This is a genomic window from Acaryochloris sp. CCMEE 5410 (assembly GCF_000238775.2).
In the GTDB taxonomy this organism is placed as follows: domain Bacteria; phylum Cyanobacteriota; class Cyanobacteriia; order Thermosynechococcales; family Thermosynechococcaceae; genus Acaryochloris.
Genome location: NZ_AFEJ02000002.1, coordinates 1,520,002 through 1,533,782 on the forward strand (window position 1 = coordinate 1,520,002; position 13,781 = coordinate 1,533,782).

At 47.4% G+C, this 13,781-nt stretch carries 10 protein-coding genes and 7 pseudogenes; 8 read left to right on the forward strand and 9 right to left on the reverse strand.

Annotated elements, in window-relative coordinates:
• Positions 1 to 2: 2 nt before the first annotated feature.
• Both ON05_RS27865 and ON05_RS27870 read right to left on the reverse strand, forming a co-directional pair.
• The gene (locus ON05_RS27865) at positions 3 to 1,175 is read right to left on the reverse strand and encodes a transposase (RefSeq protein ID WP_010474356.1); all 1,173 of its coding nucleotides are present in this window, start codon (positions 1,173 to 1,175) and stop codon (positions 3 to 5) included.
• Between the two features lie 102 nt (positions 1,176 to 1,277).
• A pseudogene (locus ON05_RS27870) lies at positions 1,278 to 1,772 on the reverse strand (IS630 family transposase); the annotation flags it as partial.
• Between the two features lie 100 nt (positions 1,773 to 1,872).
• Between ON05_RS27870 and ON05_RS27875 the strand changes: the two are divergent.
• Positions 1,873 to 3,026 (forward strand): annotated as a pseudogene (locus ON05_RS27875) (IS4 family transposase).
• Between the two features lie 19 nt (positions 3,027 to 3,045).
• Here the strand turns inward: ON05_RS27875 and ON05_RS27880 are convergent.
• Positions 3,046 to 3,555: pseudogene (locus ON05_RS27880) on the reverse strand (transposase); the annotation flags it as partial.
• Between the two features lie 232 nt (positions 3,556 to 3,787).
• Here ON05_RS27880 and hpnA point away from each other — a divergent pair.
• Positions 3,788 to 4,783, forward strand: coding sequence for a hopanoid-associated sugar epimerase (gene hpnA, locus ON05_RS27885; RefSeq protein WP_010482240.1), 996 nt, complete (start codon positions 3,788 to 3,790; stop codon positions 4,781 to 4,783).
• 116 nt (positions 4,784 to 4,899) lie between these two features.
• Positions 4,900 to 6,864: a serine/threonine-protein kinase gene (locus ON05_RS27890; RefSeq protein WP_010482238.1), complete on the forward strand. Its 1,965-nt coding sequence runs from the start codon at positions 4,900 to 4,902 to the stop codon at positions 6,862 to 6,864.
• A 151-nt stretch (positions 6,865 to 7,015) separates the two neighbouring features.
• Here the strand turns inward: ON05_RS27890 and ON05_RS27895 are convergent.
• A pseudogene (locus ON05_RS27895) lies at positions 7,016 to 7,189 on the reverse strand (DUF4334 domain-containing protein); the annotation flags it as partial.
• 54 nt (positions 7,190 to 7,243) lie between these two features.
• Between ON05_RS27895 and ON05_RS27900 the strand changes: the two are divergent.
• Together ON05_RS27900 and ON05_RS27905 are read left to right on the forward strand one after the other, a co-directional pair.
• Positions 7,244 to 7,552 carry a transposase gene (locus tag ON05_RS27900; RefSeq protein WP_010482233.1) on the forward strand — a complete coding sequence of 103 codons (309 nt, stop codon included), beginning with the start codon at positions 7,244 to 7,246 and terminating at the stop codon, positions 7,550 to 7,552.
• 76 nt (positions 7,553 to 7,628) lie between these two features.
• Positions 7,629 to 8,141, forward strand: a complete 513-nt coding sequence (locus tag ON05_RS27905) for an IS3 family transposase (protein WP_262562492.1) — start codon at positions 7,629 to 7,631, stop codon at positions 8,139 to 8,141.
• On the opposite strand, the gene ON05_RS27910 is transcribed toward ON05_RS27905, so the two are convergent.
• Entirely contained in the window at positions 8,113 to 9,171 is a 1,059-nt protein-coding gene (locus ON05_RS27910; RefSeq protein ID WP_262562434.1) for an IS630 family transposase, read from the reverse strand. The two genes, ON05_RS27905 and ON05_RS27910, sit on opposite strands and share 29 nt — an antisense overlap.
• Positions 9,172 to 9,217: 46 nt before the next feature.
• On the opposite strand from ON05_RS27910, the pseudogene ON05_RS27915 reads away from it, so the two are divergent.
• A pseudogene (locus ON05_RS27915) lies at positions 9,218 to 9,571 on the forward strand (integrase core domain-containing protein); the annotation flags it as partial.
• A gap of 193 nt (positions 9,572 to 9,764) precedes the next feature.
• A protein-coding gene (locus ON05_RS27920; protein ID WP_262561039.1) for an ISAs1 family transposase occupies positions 9,765 to 10,854 on the forward strand; the annotation gives its coding sequence in 2 pieces (ribosomal slippage) (positions 9,765 to 10,304 and positions 10,306 to 10,854; 1,089 coding nt in all).
• A gap of 89 nt (positions 10,855 to 10,943) precedes the next feature.
• On the opposite strand, the pseudogene ON05_RS27925 reads toward ON05_RS27920, so the two are convergent.
• The 3 genes and pseudogenes from ON05_RS27925 to ON05_RS27935 form a co-directional block, all read right to left on the reverse strand.
• Positions 10,944 to 11,974: pseudogene (locus tag ON05_RS27925) on the reverse strand (transposase).
• 13 nt (positions 11,975 to 11,987) lie between these two features.
• Positions 11,988 to 12,254, reverse strand: coding sequence for a hypothetical protein (locus ON05_RS27930; protein ID WP_010482193.1), 267 nt, complete (start codon positions 12,252 to 12,254; stop codon positions 11,988 to 11,990).
• Positions 12,255 to 12,382: 128 nt separating this feature from the next.
• Entirely contained in the window at positions 12,383 to 12,781 is a 399-nt protein-coding gene (locus tag ON05_RS27935; protein ID WP_029315888.1) for a hypothetical protein, read from the reverse strand.
• Here ON05_RS27935 and ON05_RS27940 point away from each other — a divergent pair.
• Positions 12,776 to 13,291, forward strand: a complete 516-nt coding sequence (locus tag ON05_RS27940; RefSeq protein ID WP_236619204.1) for a transposase family protein — start codon at positions 12,776 to 12,778, stop codon at positions 13,289 to 13,291. The two genes, ON05_RS27935 and ON05_RS27940, sit on opposite strands and share 6 nt — an antisense overlap.
• Positions 13,292 to 13,336: 45 nt before the next feature.
• Here the strand turns inward: ON05_RS27940 and ON05_RS27945 are convergent.
• A pseudogene (locus ON05_RS27945) lies at positions 13,337 to 13,759 on the reverse strand (Uma2 family endonuclease); the annotation flags it as partial.
• Positions 13,760 to 13,781 lie beyond the last annotated feature (22 nt).

Here is a 13,781-nt window from a genome sequence, read left to right on the forward strand (position 1 = left end):
GCTCATAAAGCTTTGCACTGTAGAGAGCGGATACGAGAGAACCAGATTTTGTTGTAGTGTTTCTTTTGAGCTTTTTTAGAGGCAAAACACGGTTGCGGATCCTTGGTGAATAAGGGGACTGGCATCAACAACTCCCGTCCTTTATGGACCACCCCCTTGAGCCACCGCAATCCAATCTTGAGATAGCTAATGCCTCTGTGCCAATGGGGATCAACCTGTTGGCGTAGCCCTTTAATATGAACAGCCATCCCCTGAGCCGTGCTGTATAGCAGTGCCACAGCAGCAATCAGGTACAGCCTCTCCAGAGCATCAGCACAGCGAATTTTCGACTCTTCAAGCTCAAACACACCAGATTTACTATCGAGGAATAATTCTTCCACCCGAAACCTCAAGGCGTATTGCCACAAGGTTTGTAACGAGGGTGATTCATCTGTAATCACTGCCCATGGTTCTTTTACGCCTCGGATATTCGCCAGTACCAAATTGCACCGATAGAGGCCATCATCCCAAAGCCCGACATTACGGTAGAGGAGAGCTTCTCCTTTGGATGGCCATAACCTACGGACTTCTCTTGGACATTGACGGGGGCCATGGAGAAGGACATCACATGGGATACGCAGACAGTAATGCCAACGGCTCTGCTGTAACCAGCTCATCAGTTGATGGTTCGCGAACCCACGATCTGCTAACAACATGACATCTGGATGCTGCCGTAATAACCAACGGGCCTGACGCAATAGCGGTTGATATTCCTCAAAAGCAACCGCCGCACTCTTGTGCTCTAATACTTTCCATAACAACGGTACTGCTCTGCCACAGCAGACAACGGATACATGAATCATGCAGTATTCATTCCATAAAACCGTGGTATCCATCGCTAGGTAAAGGCGATGGGTTCGCCAGTTCTTAAGCGCTAGAAGGACCAAAGGGACATACAGTTTGTGGACATCAATGAGCGGATTGCACAGAAAGCGTTGCCAGCGACGCTCGACACTTTGGGCTTTTTTTGCTCGGCAGGGGACATAGGATTCCCAAGCAGATAAGCATAATCGTTCACTGCAGATTAAGGCGCTCACCATCCATCCCAGGGTCATGAGATGACGCAAATCTCGATAATGGCTGTGTTGACGTAAAAAGGAGAACAGTTGACGATAAATTTGGGTGGAGCCTGACATTTGAGTAACGCTGATTTGTGCTTAAATCTAGCTTCACATGTCGCTCCACTCTTTTCTCAAAGACTATGAAAATAAAGGCTTTGAGATACTTCTGTCAGGCAGTCAGGATAGAAGGCTTGTGAGTTTCGCCTTATGCTCACCATTGCACTGGTCGAGGCACTGTTGAATGGCCCCTTTGAAGGCGGGAAAATCAGCATAATACTTCGAGTAGAGACATTCTTTGCGCACAAAGCGCCAGAGCCGCTCAATCAAATTCAACTGGGGTGAATAGGCGGGCAAATAGACTAACTCAATATCGACGATCTCGGCAAAGTCTGTCACCAGTTGGCATTTTTGATATCGAGCATTGTCTAAAATCACGCTGATGGGTATGACTGGATCGAGTAGTGCGAGCTTGGCTAGCAACAGACACATGCTATGAGAGTTGATGTAGGTGTGGTTGGTGATGCTGATGACGTCTTTGGTGATGGCGTTGAGTGCACCGAGAACATTGAATCGTTGACGACCAGAAGCAGAGGGAATGAAGATCCGACGGATGCACCAGAGAAACCCCAGATAAGCCCGGTGAACAAAATGAGCAGCATCCACAAAAAAGCTTTGGAGATGACAAGGCGCTTCAAATCTAGAGTCAGTAGTAGATGTAGCAGTCTAATTTCAAAGAAAATAGGGTGGTCGAAACGACTACCCTATCCAAAATATGTTGCCAACATGCTACCAAAAAGTACTACGTGCTCACCTGAGCGAAAGCCAATATTTGACCTTGCAACTGTTGATACTGTTATTGCAAAGTCATCGCCAAATCCAACTGGCTCGGCTAGCCAGCATGTTTCCTCAACCGATTCATTACAGCAGTCGCATCCGCAACTTGCAGCGGTTCTTAGTCCTACCCCAGTTGAGTGTACGTCTGTTATGGTTTCCCATTCTTAAGCACTGGCTTTCAGAAGAATTCAAGACAGGCCATGGCAATCGAGCCTATCGCCGAGCCCGCCTCAAACGCACCGTTAATGGCTATGTGGTGATGGCCGTTGACCGCACCGGGGTAAACATGCCTTGCCTGTGTACTGGGAACCCTTGCCTAAATCAGGCAGTAGTAGTCTCAAACAGCAACTCCGTTTGTTGAAAACGGCTCTAAAAATCTTCAAACCCTATCCAGTTGTGGTACTAGCAGACCGAGAATTCCACAGTCCTAAACTGGCTCTGTGGTTGAGCCAACGACAGGTTGAGTTTGTGCTCAGGCAAAAAAAGAGTGCTTATGTTCAACTCCAGGGTGAAGTGGACTATCAACCCCTCAAACAGAGGGGATTTGCCCCAGGCCAGAAAGGGTTCCTTCGCGATGTCTATTGGGGAAAGCGAGACCAGTTGGGACCGTTTAACCTCGCGTTTTACTGGAAGCGACAGTATCGAGGCAAGGGGGGAAAAGATCCTTGGTTTATCATGACGAGTTTACCGACACTGGAGCAGGCTCTCTCGCTTTACGCTTGCCGATGGGGAATAGAGATGATGTTCAAAGACTGCAAGAGTGGGGGATACAATCTCGAACGAACGAAAGTCAATGATGCTCGTTTCCTTGCTTTGGTACTGGTGATGGCGATGGCCTATTGTTTAGCAACAGTCGCTGGCTATGGTTTGAAAAAATTGAAAGTCAACCACTATGTTGCTCGGCTCAATGAGCACTCTCGGCGGCGGCCTCGACACAGTGATTTTGGCACGGCGTTGTTTGGACATTTATGGTGTTGTGGCATGGAAATTTGGACCTCATTCGCCACTGAATTAATGCAACTGATACCCCATAAACGACTCAATTATCAGAGGGGCATGAGGGCGCTATCACTGATTCAGACTATGTTGTAAAACCCTTGTCATCCCCAAAGCGAAAGTGCTCTTGTTCCTCAATTTTCTCGGGCAGACTCGACTTTCCCGGCACATACCCCACTTTTCGATAGCAACAACCGATGCGCTTGAGGAAAGCTTTGATCTGGGTTGGACTACGCTTAATGCCCGTTAATTGTTCAATGACGGCTTGAGCTTCTGCACTGGTGCGGGGCGGGTGTTGCTCAAAGTAGGCTCTCACACTATCGCTATAAGCGTTGAGTGAACTGGGTTGACCTTTGTATTCCAGGGTCTTCAGCCCTTCAATTCCTCCTTGTTGATACAGACGAAGGGTTTTGGCTAAGGTCGGACGGCTAATCTGACAAAGCTGGCAGATTTGGGTATGGGAAAGACCTTGACTCTTCAAGTAGAGAACTTCCATCCGTCGCTGCACCCGTGGGTGAGGATGATGATAGCGTTCGTAGTTAAGGTGTTGGATTTCCTCTACGGTGAAATCAATTTTAATCATGCAAGTAGGAGAGTAGGTTGGGGGATACTCCCAGTGTGCCAAATCTCTTCGTGACTATGTTAAGTCACAAGTCGTCCGCAGTATAACTCCGATTCTAAGGGTATTATCTGGTTGTCAACTATGTTCAGAAGACCCAGATTGAAAATCTCAGGATAGAAAATCTCTGTACGAGTAAAGTGTCTGCGTTGAAAGGGGTTTTGTTCTCTTTGCTAATGCCTGTAAGGTAAGACATTAATCTTCTCTACCCTACTCGAAGGGACAAAGAGTCTGAGTTATGGCCAAATTAAATGTTTTTGTAACCGGAGCAACTGGCTTTGTCGGCGCGAATCTAGTCCGTTTACTGTTGTCGGAAGGCCATCAAGTACGAGCTCTGGTCAGACCCCAAAGCGATCTGACTAACCTAGCTGGGTTAGACGTGGAGCAGGTGATTGGACGACTTACAGATGATGACTTGAATCAAAAATTACAAGGGTGTCAGGTACTCTTTCATGTAGCGGCCCATTACAGCCTCTGGCGGGCAGATCGCGATCAGCTTTGGCAGAGCAATGTAGAGGGCACGCGCAATCTCCTCCAAGCAGCCCGAGACGCAGGGATTGAACGCACCGTTTACACCAGCTCAGTGGCCGCCATTGGCGTTAAAGCAGGGAATAGTGCCGATGAAACCTATCAGAGTCCGGTGGAGAAGCTGATTGGTGACTATAAAAAATCGAAATATTGGGCAGAGCAGGAAGCCCACAAAGCCGTTCAACTGGGCCAAGATATTGTGATTGTCAATCCTAGCACCCCCATTGGCCCTTGGGATATTAAACCTACACCTACAGGCGATATGATTCTGCGGTTTCTGAGACGGCAAATGCCCTTTTATTTGAATACGGGGTTGAACCTTATCCATGTTCAAGACGTGGTTCGCGGCCATTTGCTAGCCCTAGAAAAGGGAAAAACGGGAGAGCGCTATATTCTGGGCAATCAGAATATGACCCTAAAAGAAATGCTGGATGTGTTGGCTGAGTTAACAGGGTTGTCCGCTCCCAAAGGCGAGATTCCTGCATGGATTCCCCTGACCACAGCCTGGATCGATGAAGTCGTTCTAGCGACGGTGGGCAAAACCCCCTCTGTGCCCTTAGCTGGGGTACAAATGGCCAAGCAAATGATGTTTTACAACCCTACCAAAGCGATTCAAGAGTTAGGACTGCCACAAACCCCAGTCCGTCAGGCACTGCAAGAGGCAGTCGATTGGTTTGTTAGCCACAACTACGTTCCCCAGACATAATACAGACTGCAATGTTTTGATTATTAATCCTGCAAAATGCATAGGGCAGCGTTAAATTAACGATAGAGTAATGTGTTCCTCCTGAGACTCGCAAACTCTAGCTCCAGAGAAGAAAAATGGTTTGTTGCCTAAATCCTGACTGCAAAAAGCCAATTAACCCTGATTTCCACAAGTTTTGTCAGCAATGTGGCACGCCTATTGTTCACTTGTTGCGGGATCGTTTTAAGGTGATCAAGCCCCTTGGTCGAGGTGGCTTTGGCAATACCTATCTCGCGGAAGATCTAGATCGACTGAATGAGCCTTGTGTGGTCAAAAAGCTCACCTACCAAGCAACGGAGGCTTGGGAACAGAAAAAAGCGATTGAGATGTTTGCCAGCGAAGCCCGACAGCTTAAGCAGTTAGGGCATCATCCGCAAATCCCCAAGCTGACGGCCTATTTCCAGGAAGGGCAGAATTTATATCTCGTTCAGCAGTATGTGGATGGCCACAATCTGATCGAACTGCTTGAGCAGAACGGAGCCTTTAGTGAACAACAAATTCGCCAGGTTCTACTGGATGTATTGCCCGTTTTGCAAAGTCTGCACGATCAAGGGGTGATTCATCGCGACTTAAAGCCCGACAACATTATGCAACGGCGAGATGGTAAGCATGTGCTGATTGATTTTGGTGTGGCAAAACTGCTGAAGCAAACGGCAGTGGCTCATGCTGGGGCTGGCACCATCGTTGGTTCACCAGGCTATGCCTCACCCGAGCAGATTCAGCGGGGACGCGCGACGCCCGTGGGCGATTTGTACGGTTTGGGATCGAGCTGTTTCCACTTGCTTAGCCATGTCTCTCCCTATCACCTGTCCTTAGAGTTCAATTACCTCTGGAGTGAAGACTGGCAGCAATATATTGCTCAATCCCTCAGTCCTGACCTCCAGAAAATCCTTGATAAGCTGCTGCAAATCGAACCGGCGCAACGTTATCAGTCTGCCAATGAAGTGTTGCAAGATCTGAGGGTTGCACCGGAGTTGCCATCGCCAAAAATATCCTTGCCCACTCGCTCTACTTTGCCTGGGAAAATTCCCCAACTGTCTGGGAAAGTGTGGGCTGCGATCGCATCCCTCGGTTTAATAGGTGTATTCGGGATTGGATACGTCGCGATACAGGCCAACAATACCGTATCCGTATCGCCCATGAGCCAATCAGAAGCTCTACTTCGGAGTGGGTATGAGAAGTATCGAGCGAAGGATTATGAAGGTGCGATCGCAGACTACGACGAGTCTATCGACCTAGATGACCAGAATGCCGATGCCTTTAACGAGCGCGGGCTAGCTAAATACGGTCTCCAGAACTATCAGGCCGCCCTGTCCGACTACGACCAGGCTTTGACCCTAGACGACCGACATGCCAATGCTTACGGTAATCGAGGGCTGACGAAACATGCCCTGCGAGACTATCAAGGGGCTGTCGAAGACTACAATCAGGCGATTCGCCTCAATCCTCAATATGCCTATGTCTATCACAATCGGGGAGTCTCCAAGTACAACCTCAAAGATTTGCAGGGGGCGCTTTCAGACTACGATCAAGCCCTACGTATTGATCCAAAGCGTGAAGATACCTTACGGAATCGAGGTCGTATTCACTATGACTTAGGAAAGTTCCGCGCTGCTTTAGCAGACTATGATCAGGCGATTCGCCTGGATGGAAAGCATGCTAATGCCTATAATGGCCGCGCCCATGCTAAAGGCAAACTGGGGGATTGGAAAGGTGAGTTAGCAGACTTTGATAAAGCGCTGGAGCTAGATGATCAGCTGATAGATTCATACAATGGTCGAGGCTTAGCTCAATATAATCGTAAAAATTATCGAGAAGCCATCCAAGATTACAATAGGGCGCTTCGCATAGAACCGGACTATGCGGTTGCCTATTTCAATCGTGGATTTGTCAAAGAAGTTCAGAACGATGTTGAAGGAGCAAAAGCGGACTTCCAAAAAGCTGCGGATCTCTATCAAAGCCAGGGCAATCAGCGTCGGCAAGATGCTTTGCGAGAGTTGAGACGGCTCCAAAACTCTGAAGCTAAACAAGTTGGGAATTAATACATCACGCGTAAATTTTCCTTGATCCAATTTTCTTGTGGATCGAGAATAATATCTGAATTCAGCGAGCATAAATCTCCATAGGAATTATCTCAGCTAGCATTCCAATGACTGAATAAAACTCCGAACAAAATATTCAAAAGAGTATGGATTAATGTTCTCTCACAAGCACAAAAAAGAAGGGAATTGGAATATCTTTGGAGTCCATAAGCCCCAGAACCGTATCATCATCTACCTTTCTGAAGGTGTCGTGAATGGGCAAAGAATCGTAAATCATCGTTGCACTAACCTTGTGCCGATATTCCATCATGCGTAATCTTGACCTTTACTCGAAAAAGTGGACATTCCCGAAGAGTCGATAACCTAGGAGAATGTTTACATGACACAAAGACCCCGTCGAACCTTTACTACTGAACAGAAGGCTGAGGCCGTCAAAATTGTTCAACAGTCTGGTAAATCTGTTAATCAAGTGGCGAGAGAACTGGACTTAACCCCGAGTGCCTTACGCAAATGGATCAAACAAGCCCAAATTGACCAACACCCTATCCCCGGTGGCCCCTTGACATCTGCTGAGCGTCAAGAACTCAACCAATTGCGTCGAGACCTCAAACGCGTTCAGATGGAACGAGATTTCCTAAAAAAAGCAGCAACCTTCTTTGCTCAGGAAAGCTCAACCCCTATGAGTTAATCAAAGCAGAGAAGGTGAACTTCCCCATTGTCTTGATGTGTAAAGTCCTCAAGTTATCGAGAAGTGGCTACTATGCCTGGGTAAAGCGAAAGCCCTCCCTAGACACCAGGAGAATGAAATCTTGTCAGAGCAGATTCAACAGATTCATGATGAGAGTCGTCAAACTTACGGCTCACCCCGAATTCATGCATCGTTGGTTGAAAAAGGATTTCCAGTCAGTCGCCAACGGGTGGTCCGACTCATGGCAAAGCTAGGGATTTGTGCTCAAGCGAAGCGTCCATTCAAAGTCACTACTCATTCTGAGCATGATGGGCCGATTGCCCCGAATATCCTAGACAGGACGTTTACGAGCGAGAAACCTGACCAAGCTTGGGTTGCAGATATCACCTATATCTCGACCCATGAAGGATGGTTATATTTGGCCGTCATTATTGACTTGTTCTCTCGACGAGTCGTAGGTTGGTCCATGGCTGAGCATATGCGGACACAATTAGTTCTCAATGCCCTAAAGGCTGCCTTATACCAAATCCGACTCATTAAATCCCGAAATATCTCATCTGTCAAACTGGCCACCAATGGTAGTGAGTGAGAGCTTGAATGTCTGATTGCATTGTCATTAAAGTTCGACAGCGCTGCTCGAGAACATCTTCGAGGTCTTCCAGGGTCTCAAAACACCGATTAGCCAGTGGTTCATCCGCTAGCCGCCACAACCGTTCAGCGGGCTGTAGCTCTGGAGAATAGGGGGGTAAAACCTTCAGATGAATGCCAGGTGGCACCACCCGATTCTTACAGGTATGCCATCCGGCTCCATCGAGAACGAGAAGAATCTGTTTGTGCTTTCCCGCTCCAACTTGCTGAGCAAAGCTTTGTAGGGCTTGATTAAACCATTCTCCATTGACCCGAGGCAGAATGAACCATTCGGTATTGCCAGTTGCGGGATGAACGAATCCATACAGATAGGTCCATTCATAGCGATGGTCCACCTCAGCAATTGGACGCTGACCCACAGGTGCCCAAATCTTTCGAATAATGGGTTTAAGGCCTAAACGATGTTCATCAAAAGACCAAACTTCGACCTGAGCATTAGGGTAGCGTCGCTCCAATTCTGCTTTGTACTCAGGCAGTTTTTTAAAAGCGGCTTGGGCCTCTGGTTCACCTTTACGATGATGAGGACGTGGGCATTGCAAGGACTGCTCCAATCGCTTGAGATAGTCCCAACCGCGTTGGGGCCACACCTTCTCGACTCCGGTCATCTGAGCGATGACCTGGGCTACTTTAGGTCCGTTCCATAGACCACCGTCGGCGGGTGGGGTTTGTAGACGAGTCAACAATTGTGCACATTGGTCTTGAGTCAGAAGACTGCGAGATTGATGAGGTCGCTTATCTTTGCGTCGGTTGCGTAACCCATGGGCGCCATTGTGGTTATACTCCCTGACGATTTCTCGAGCGTAATCGTAGTTGAGACCGACCACTTGGGCTGCTTGAGTCAGGGTTGTTTGCTCACTGACGAGCCATAGTAGATGCCAGCGGCGCGATTCTACTGGGTCTTGGCTGGCTCGGTAATGAGACTTCAGCTCGTCAGGCGAAAAATGGGGTTCGAGATATAGTTTTCTTGGCATTCTCTAATTATGCATTATATCGGAGTTATATAAATCGGATTTGGTATTAGGACAACGGATACCAGCACAGACTGGATTAATCTTTCATTCTGACCGAGGCAGTCAATATGCCAGTGGGGACTATCAACAGGCTTTAATCAAGAAGGGAATCACTTGTAGTATGAGTCGTCGAGCCAATTGCTGGGATAATGCGGTGGCTGAAAGCTTTTTGGGGACCCTCAAAACTGAGTTAATTTATCCCACAACGTTCCCTAATCGAGCGATGGCTAAGACGGCTATTGCAGAATGGATTGAGGTTTTCTACAACCGACAACGACTTCATTCAACCCTTGGATATTGCGCCCCTGTCCAATTTGAAGAAAATTACTGGAGGACACGAAATCAAACACTCGCAGCTTAAATGAACTGTCCACTTTTTCGAGTAAAGGTCACGTCTTGCGTCGAAAGGTTGCATTACGTCGTCTCATGGAGGCATTAAACGCTTCAACATGATTAGCATGTATCTCTTCGTTAGACACCTCATGAGCCAGGGTTGTTTTACGTTACTCCTAGAAAAAATAGGATGGTTCTACTGACCAACAGTAGAGAGACCGATGAGCCATCTAATCGATACTTTGAAGCAAGTCCCGGATTTCCGCAGTGCCCATGGCCGTATTCATCCGTTATGGCTGCTGTTGCTATTGATGGTGATGGGCATGCTTGCTGGATATCAAGGGTACCGTCCGTTAGAAACCTTTGTGAGCGATTATCGCCAGCCTTTAAGTGAGCTATTGGGGCTTGAGAGCCTCGAAGTTCCGTCTCACTGTACCTTTCGTCGAGTGATGAAGGGGCTTGACTTCCAAGCGTTGAGCCACCAATTTGAAGCATGGATGCTCTCGAAAGCCCAGACTCACTCTCCCGATAATTATGCAGCCTCCATTGATGGCAAACGGATTCGTCAGGGGCTGACAGATGCCAAGGGGAAGCAGCGTTTTGTAGGGTTGGTGAGTTTATTTGCGGTGGAAGCAGGCATCACCCTCAAGCTCGAAGCCCTCACTCAGGAGGATAATAGCGAAATCAAAGTCGTCCAGGCACTGTTGGAAACCCTTCAACTCGATGGCTTGCTGATTACCATGGATGCCTTACACGCCCAAAAAAACACTTGAGAAGATTGTGGCCTCGGGTAACGACTATCTTGTGGCGGTCAAATCCAATCAGGGAAGACTTTACGACCACCTCCAGACTTACTTTGAGTGTCTTAAACCCATGGCTGAGCACATCCACTCCGCCCAAAGTAGAGGACGAGATGAACATCGGTGTATACAGGTTTATGAGCCTGTCGGCATAGCCTTACAGGAATGGGAGGCAATTCGCTCTGTGCTTTGTGTCCAACGATGGGGCACTCGCAAAGGAAAGGAGTATCACAATACGGCCTATTACATCAGTTCAGCTGCCACCTCACCCCAGCATTGGCAATCTCTGGTCCGAGAACATTGGGGCATTGAAAATCGGTTGCATTGGCCGAAGGATGTTGTTTTTGGCGAAGATGATTATCGACTCGAAGATGAACAAGCACTGCTCAATTGGTCAGTGCTTAGAACTATTGGGATTAATATCCTGCGGCTAAACGACTATCAATCCCTCAAAACCGCGATGACTAAGCTGGCTAATCGGGTCGATATTATTTTTTCGCTGCTAACTTAAAACAGCCCTGCCTCATGAGCTGTATCAGGATGCTCTGGAATAGGTGATTGATACAGGACTAACGCATTGACAGAAATTACCCCCAATGTTCAAGAGAGCCATCCCAGCAGTGGTTGTTCAAGAATGAATTGTCGAGCAACCTCTTGATATAACTTGCGTTGTAGGGCATACCAGTTGTCTATCTGTTGATGCCAAACTTGTAATTCCAGCTCTACAAAAGCCCTCAGCGCACAAAACACATGGGTATGAACAGCCTCAGTTAAACGCACACGAAACCGCTGAAGTCCACACAATTGTTTGCCTGCACGATGAAAGCATTCAATGCCCCAATGGAGTGTGTGTAAATGCTCAAACTCAGCTTTACCTGCAATAGCAAGCTCCTTCGGGTCTGGCGCATACAGAAGGTAATAGCGACACGATTCGTTTTTGAATCGCTGGCAAAAAACCTTCACGATGCCCACCCCTTTGAGGTAAACATGTAATCCTTGTTCAGGGATGACAAGGGTATCCACGCGTTGATACTGGCTCTGGCCCAATCGCACCTGTCGATTTTGGCAACACCAACCAGGAATCCCAATTGCACGTCTTTGAGTAAATTGAGATTGGCCTTGGATGCATACCAAGCATCGCTGGTGAAGGTCGTCGGTCGAAGCCCCCAAGCTAAAACCTCTTGGAGCATTTCCTGGAGATATTGATTCTTGGTTTTGCCCTCCTGTTTGTCATAAATACGATAGTTAATGGGGACTCTCAAGCCATTGGGACTGGTGTAGTACAGGGTGATTAAGGGGATTCCCAAAATCGGTTTGCTATGTTTGCTACTCCAGTAATATCCCAACAGGTCCATTTTCTTGGGGTTGCTGTAGAGTTTCTCAAGAACAGTATCATCAGCACTCAAAACGCCTCCGGTCAGCTCAATCCATTCATTGTCTGCAAGTAAATCAAATAGATCTTTGGGCTCATAGCGTTCTCGAAGCAAAAAGCGGTTGATGCTGTCGTGAGAAACATCTTTGAGGATTTCTGCCATATGGCTGCATCCATCTCCTTGGGGTTGAGCTAGGAGATAGCGGACATAAAGGTCTTGGGTGCACTGAGCAGTTGAAGGCTTGCTGGGTATTCGCAACAGAGGGAGAACATTAACGGCCTTTATCTTTCAACCCACAAAATAAAACCCGTGTCAATGCGTAAGTCCTGTGATACTTTTGACGAGGACGCCCCTTCTTTGTTTTGGCTCCTTTGTTTTTAATGCGCACTCTTACCCCTTTCGGCAGTCGTTTGAGAGGCCGCCCCGGTTTGCCATTGCGAATGATGTCATGGCAAATATCAAACAGAATATTGCCATAGCGCCTTTCTCCATCCGTTAATAGACTCAAATTGTCCGTTTGCTCAATCACTCGAGCCAAACACTATAACGCCTTCTCAAATAATTGCTGGTCTTTTCGCCCACAATGCAATTCCCACAGAAACCGACTCCCCCGTTCCATCAGAACAATTGTCCAACCTTGCGACTCTGAGGGCGGTTTGTTTTTGTTCACCTTGGATAAAGCTTATCCCCCTCTATTTCTTGGTCAATGAACCGATGGACTAACGAATAGAGCATTAAGGTCGGCTTGAGGCTAGATAGGCGTCTTTCCCAATCAATCACACTTTTTTTGGATACATTGTGGGTGCGAGCTGTGGCATTCAGGCTCATCCCTTCACTCCTGGCTTTGAGGATGGTGATAATCCAGCTTAATGGGGTTTTGAGTCCTGAGATCGGAGTTGCAAACGTCTCACTGAAATAGATGTCACATCGACGGCAATGGAGGATAGTCCGTGAACCATGCCCTTTTGTTAGATAACGAGTGTGGGTATTGGGTGTCACCATAAGTACAGCATGGACAATAATGAACAGAAAAATCCATTGAAAGAACGATGTTATAGAATGCATCGATTATCTCTCAAATTAATATATAGAAAGCTTCTCTGCTGCCCCACTCTACGGAACCAGTACCAAAAAGCCCACACGGTCAAAAACAATATCATCAGCGAACGAGGAGGCAAGGTATTGTTTTTGAGTGATACCTATGAAGGCAAAAAGCATGATAAGAAGATTGCTGATGAAGAAGGGTATCGGTTCCCAGAAGGGAGTAAGCTTTGGCAAGATACTGGGTTCCAAGGATTTGCCCCAGGTGGGGTGAGCATCAAGCAACCGAAGAAGAAACCTCAAAAAGCAGAATTGACAGATCCACAGAAAGAGGAAAATCGACAAATTTCAAAGGTCCGAGTTGAGGTGGAGCATCAAATCGGGGGGATTAAGCGTTGTCAGATAGTGGTTCAGAGATTTAGAAATTGGGTTGACCATTATGTTGATGACGTGATGGAAACGGCTTGTGGGCTTCATAATTTCCGGTTGACTCACCGGCGCGGGAAAATTACCGGGCAATTTGGAACTGCCTAATCACAAACGTGAAAGTAAAAAGCGCTTCTGCAAGGTGTCTATGCTATTTCCGATAAGGTCTATAATATTCTTCGTCACACGAGTATGACTTTGATCAGGCGATAAAATTTCAATCGTCCAATCAGGTGCAAGCGAAAAAGCATTCGCCACTTCTCCACTGTCATCACAAAGAATTCGACTCCATGTAAACACCGCAATATCAGGAACCGTTGATCGTCCACCATAGACATCCGCAGGATGGCTTCTCGAAGGGTACGTGCAGCGTAACTCAGGGAAAGCACAAGCAACTCGTTCTGGCTTAACCACCGCATTAATCGCAGCTAATAGCTCACCTTGGATACGGCTATGTTTTCCTTGAGGCATTGGCTTTTGCAGGATCTGCTCTTCAATATACTCACTGGCTGGTTTAGTCTCCGGTAACCTAAGGAATTCTTCCAGAGTCAGGGATTTAGAAGGAACTTGAACCATTTTGAGAGCATCGCTAACAGTG

Bases quoted from the DNA above. Each gene is read 5' to 3' on its own strand.
- ON05_RS27865 (WP_010474356.1), bottom strand. From the start codon at position 1,175: ATGTCAGGCTCCACCCAAATTTATCGTCAACTGTTCTCCTTTTTACGT.
- ON05_RS27900 (WP_010482233.1), top strand. From the start codon at position 7,244: ATGACACAAAGACCCCGTCGAACCTTTACTACTGAACAGAAGGCTGAG.
- ON05_RS27890 (WP_010482238.1), top strand. From the start codon at position 4,900: ATGGTTTGTTGCCTAAATCCTGACTGCAAAAAGCCAATTAACCCTGAT.
- ON05_RS27910 (WP_262562434.1), bottom strand. From the start codon at position 9,171: ATGCCAAGAAAACTATATCTCGAACCCCATTTTTCGCCTGACGAGCTG.
- ON05_RS27940 (WP_236619204.1), top strand. From the start codon at position 12,776: ATGCATCGATTATCTCTCAAATTAATATATAGAAAGCTTCTCTGCTGC.
- hpnA (WP_010482240.1), top strand. From the start codon at position 3,788: ATGGCCAAATTAAATGTTTTTGTAACCGGAGCAACTGGCTTTGTCGGC.
- ON05_RS27935 (WP_029315888.1), bottom strand. From the start codon at position 12,781: ATGCATTCTATAACATCGTTCTTTCAATGGATTTTTCTGTTCATTATT.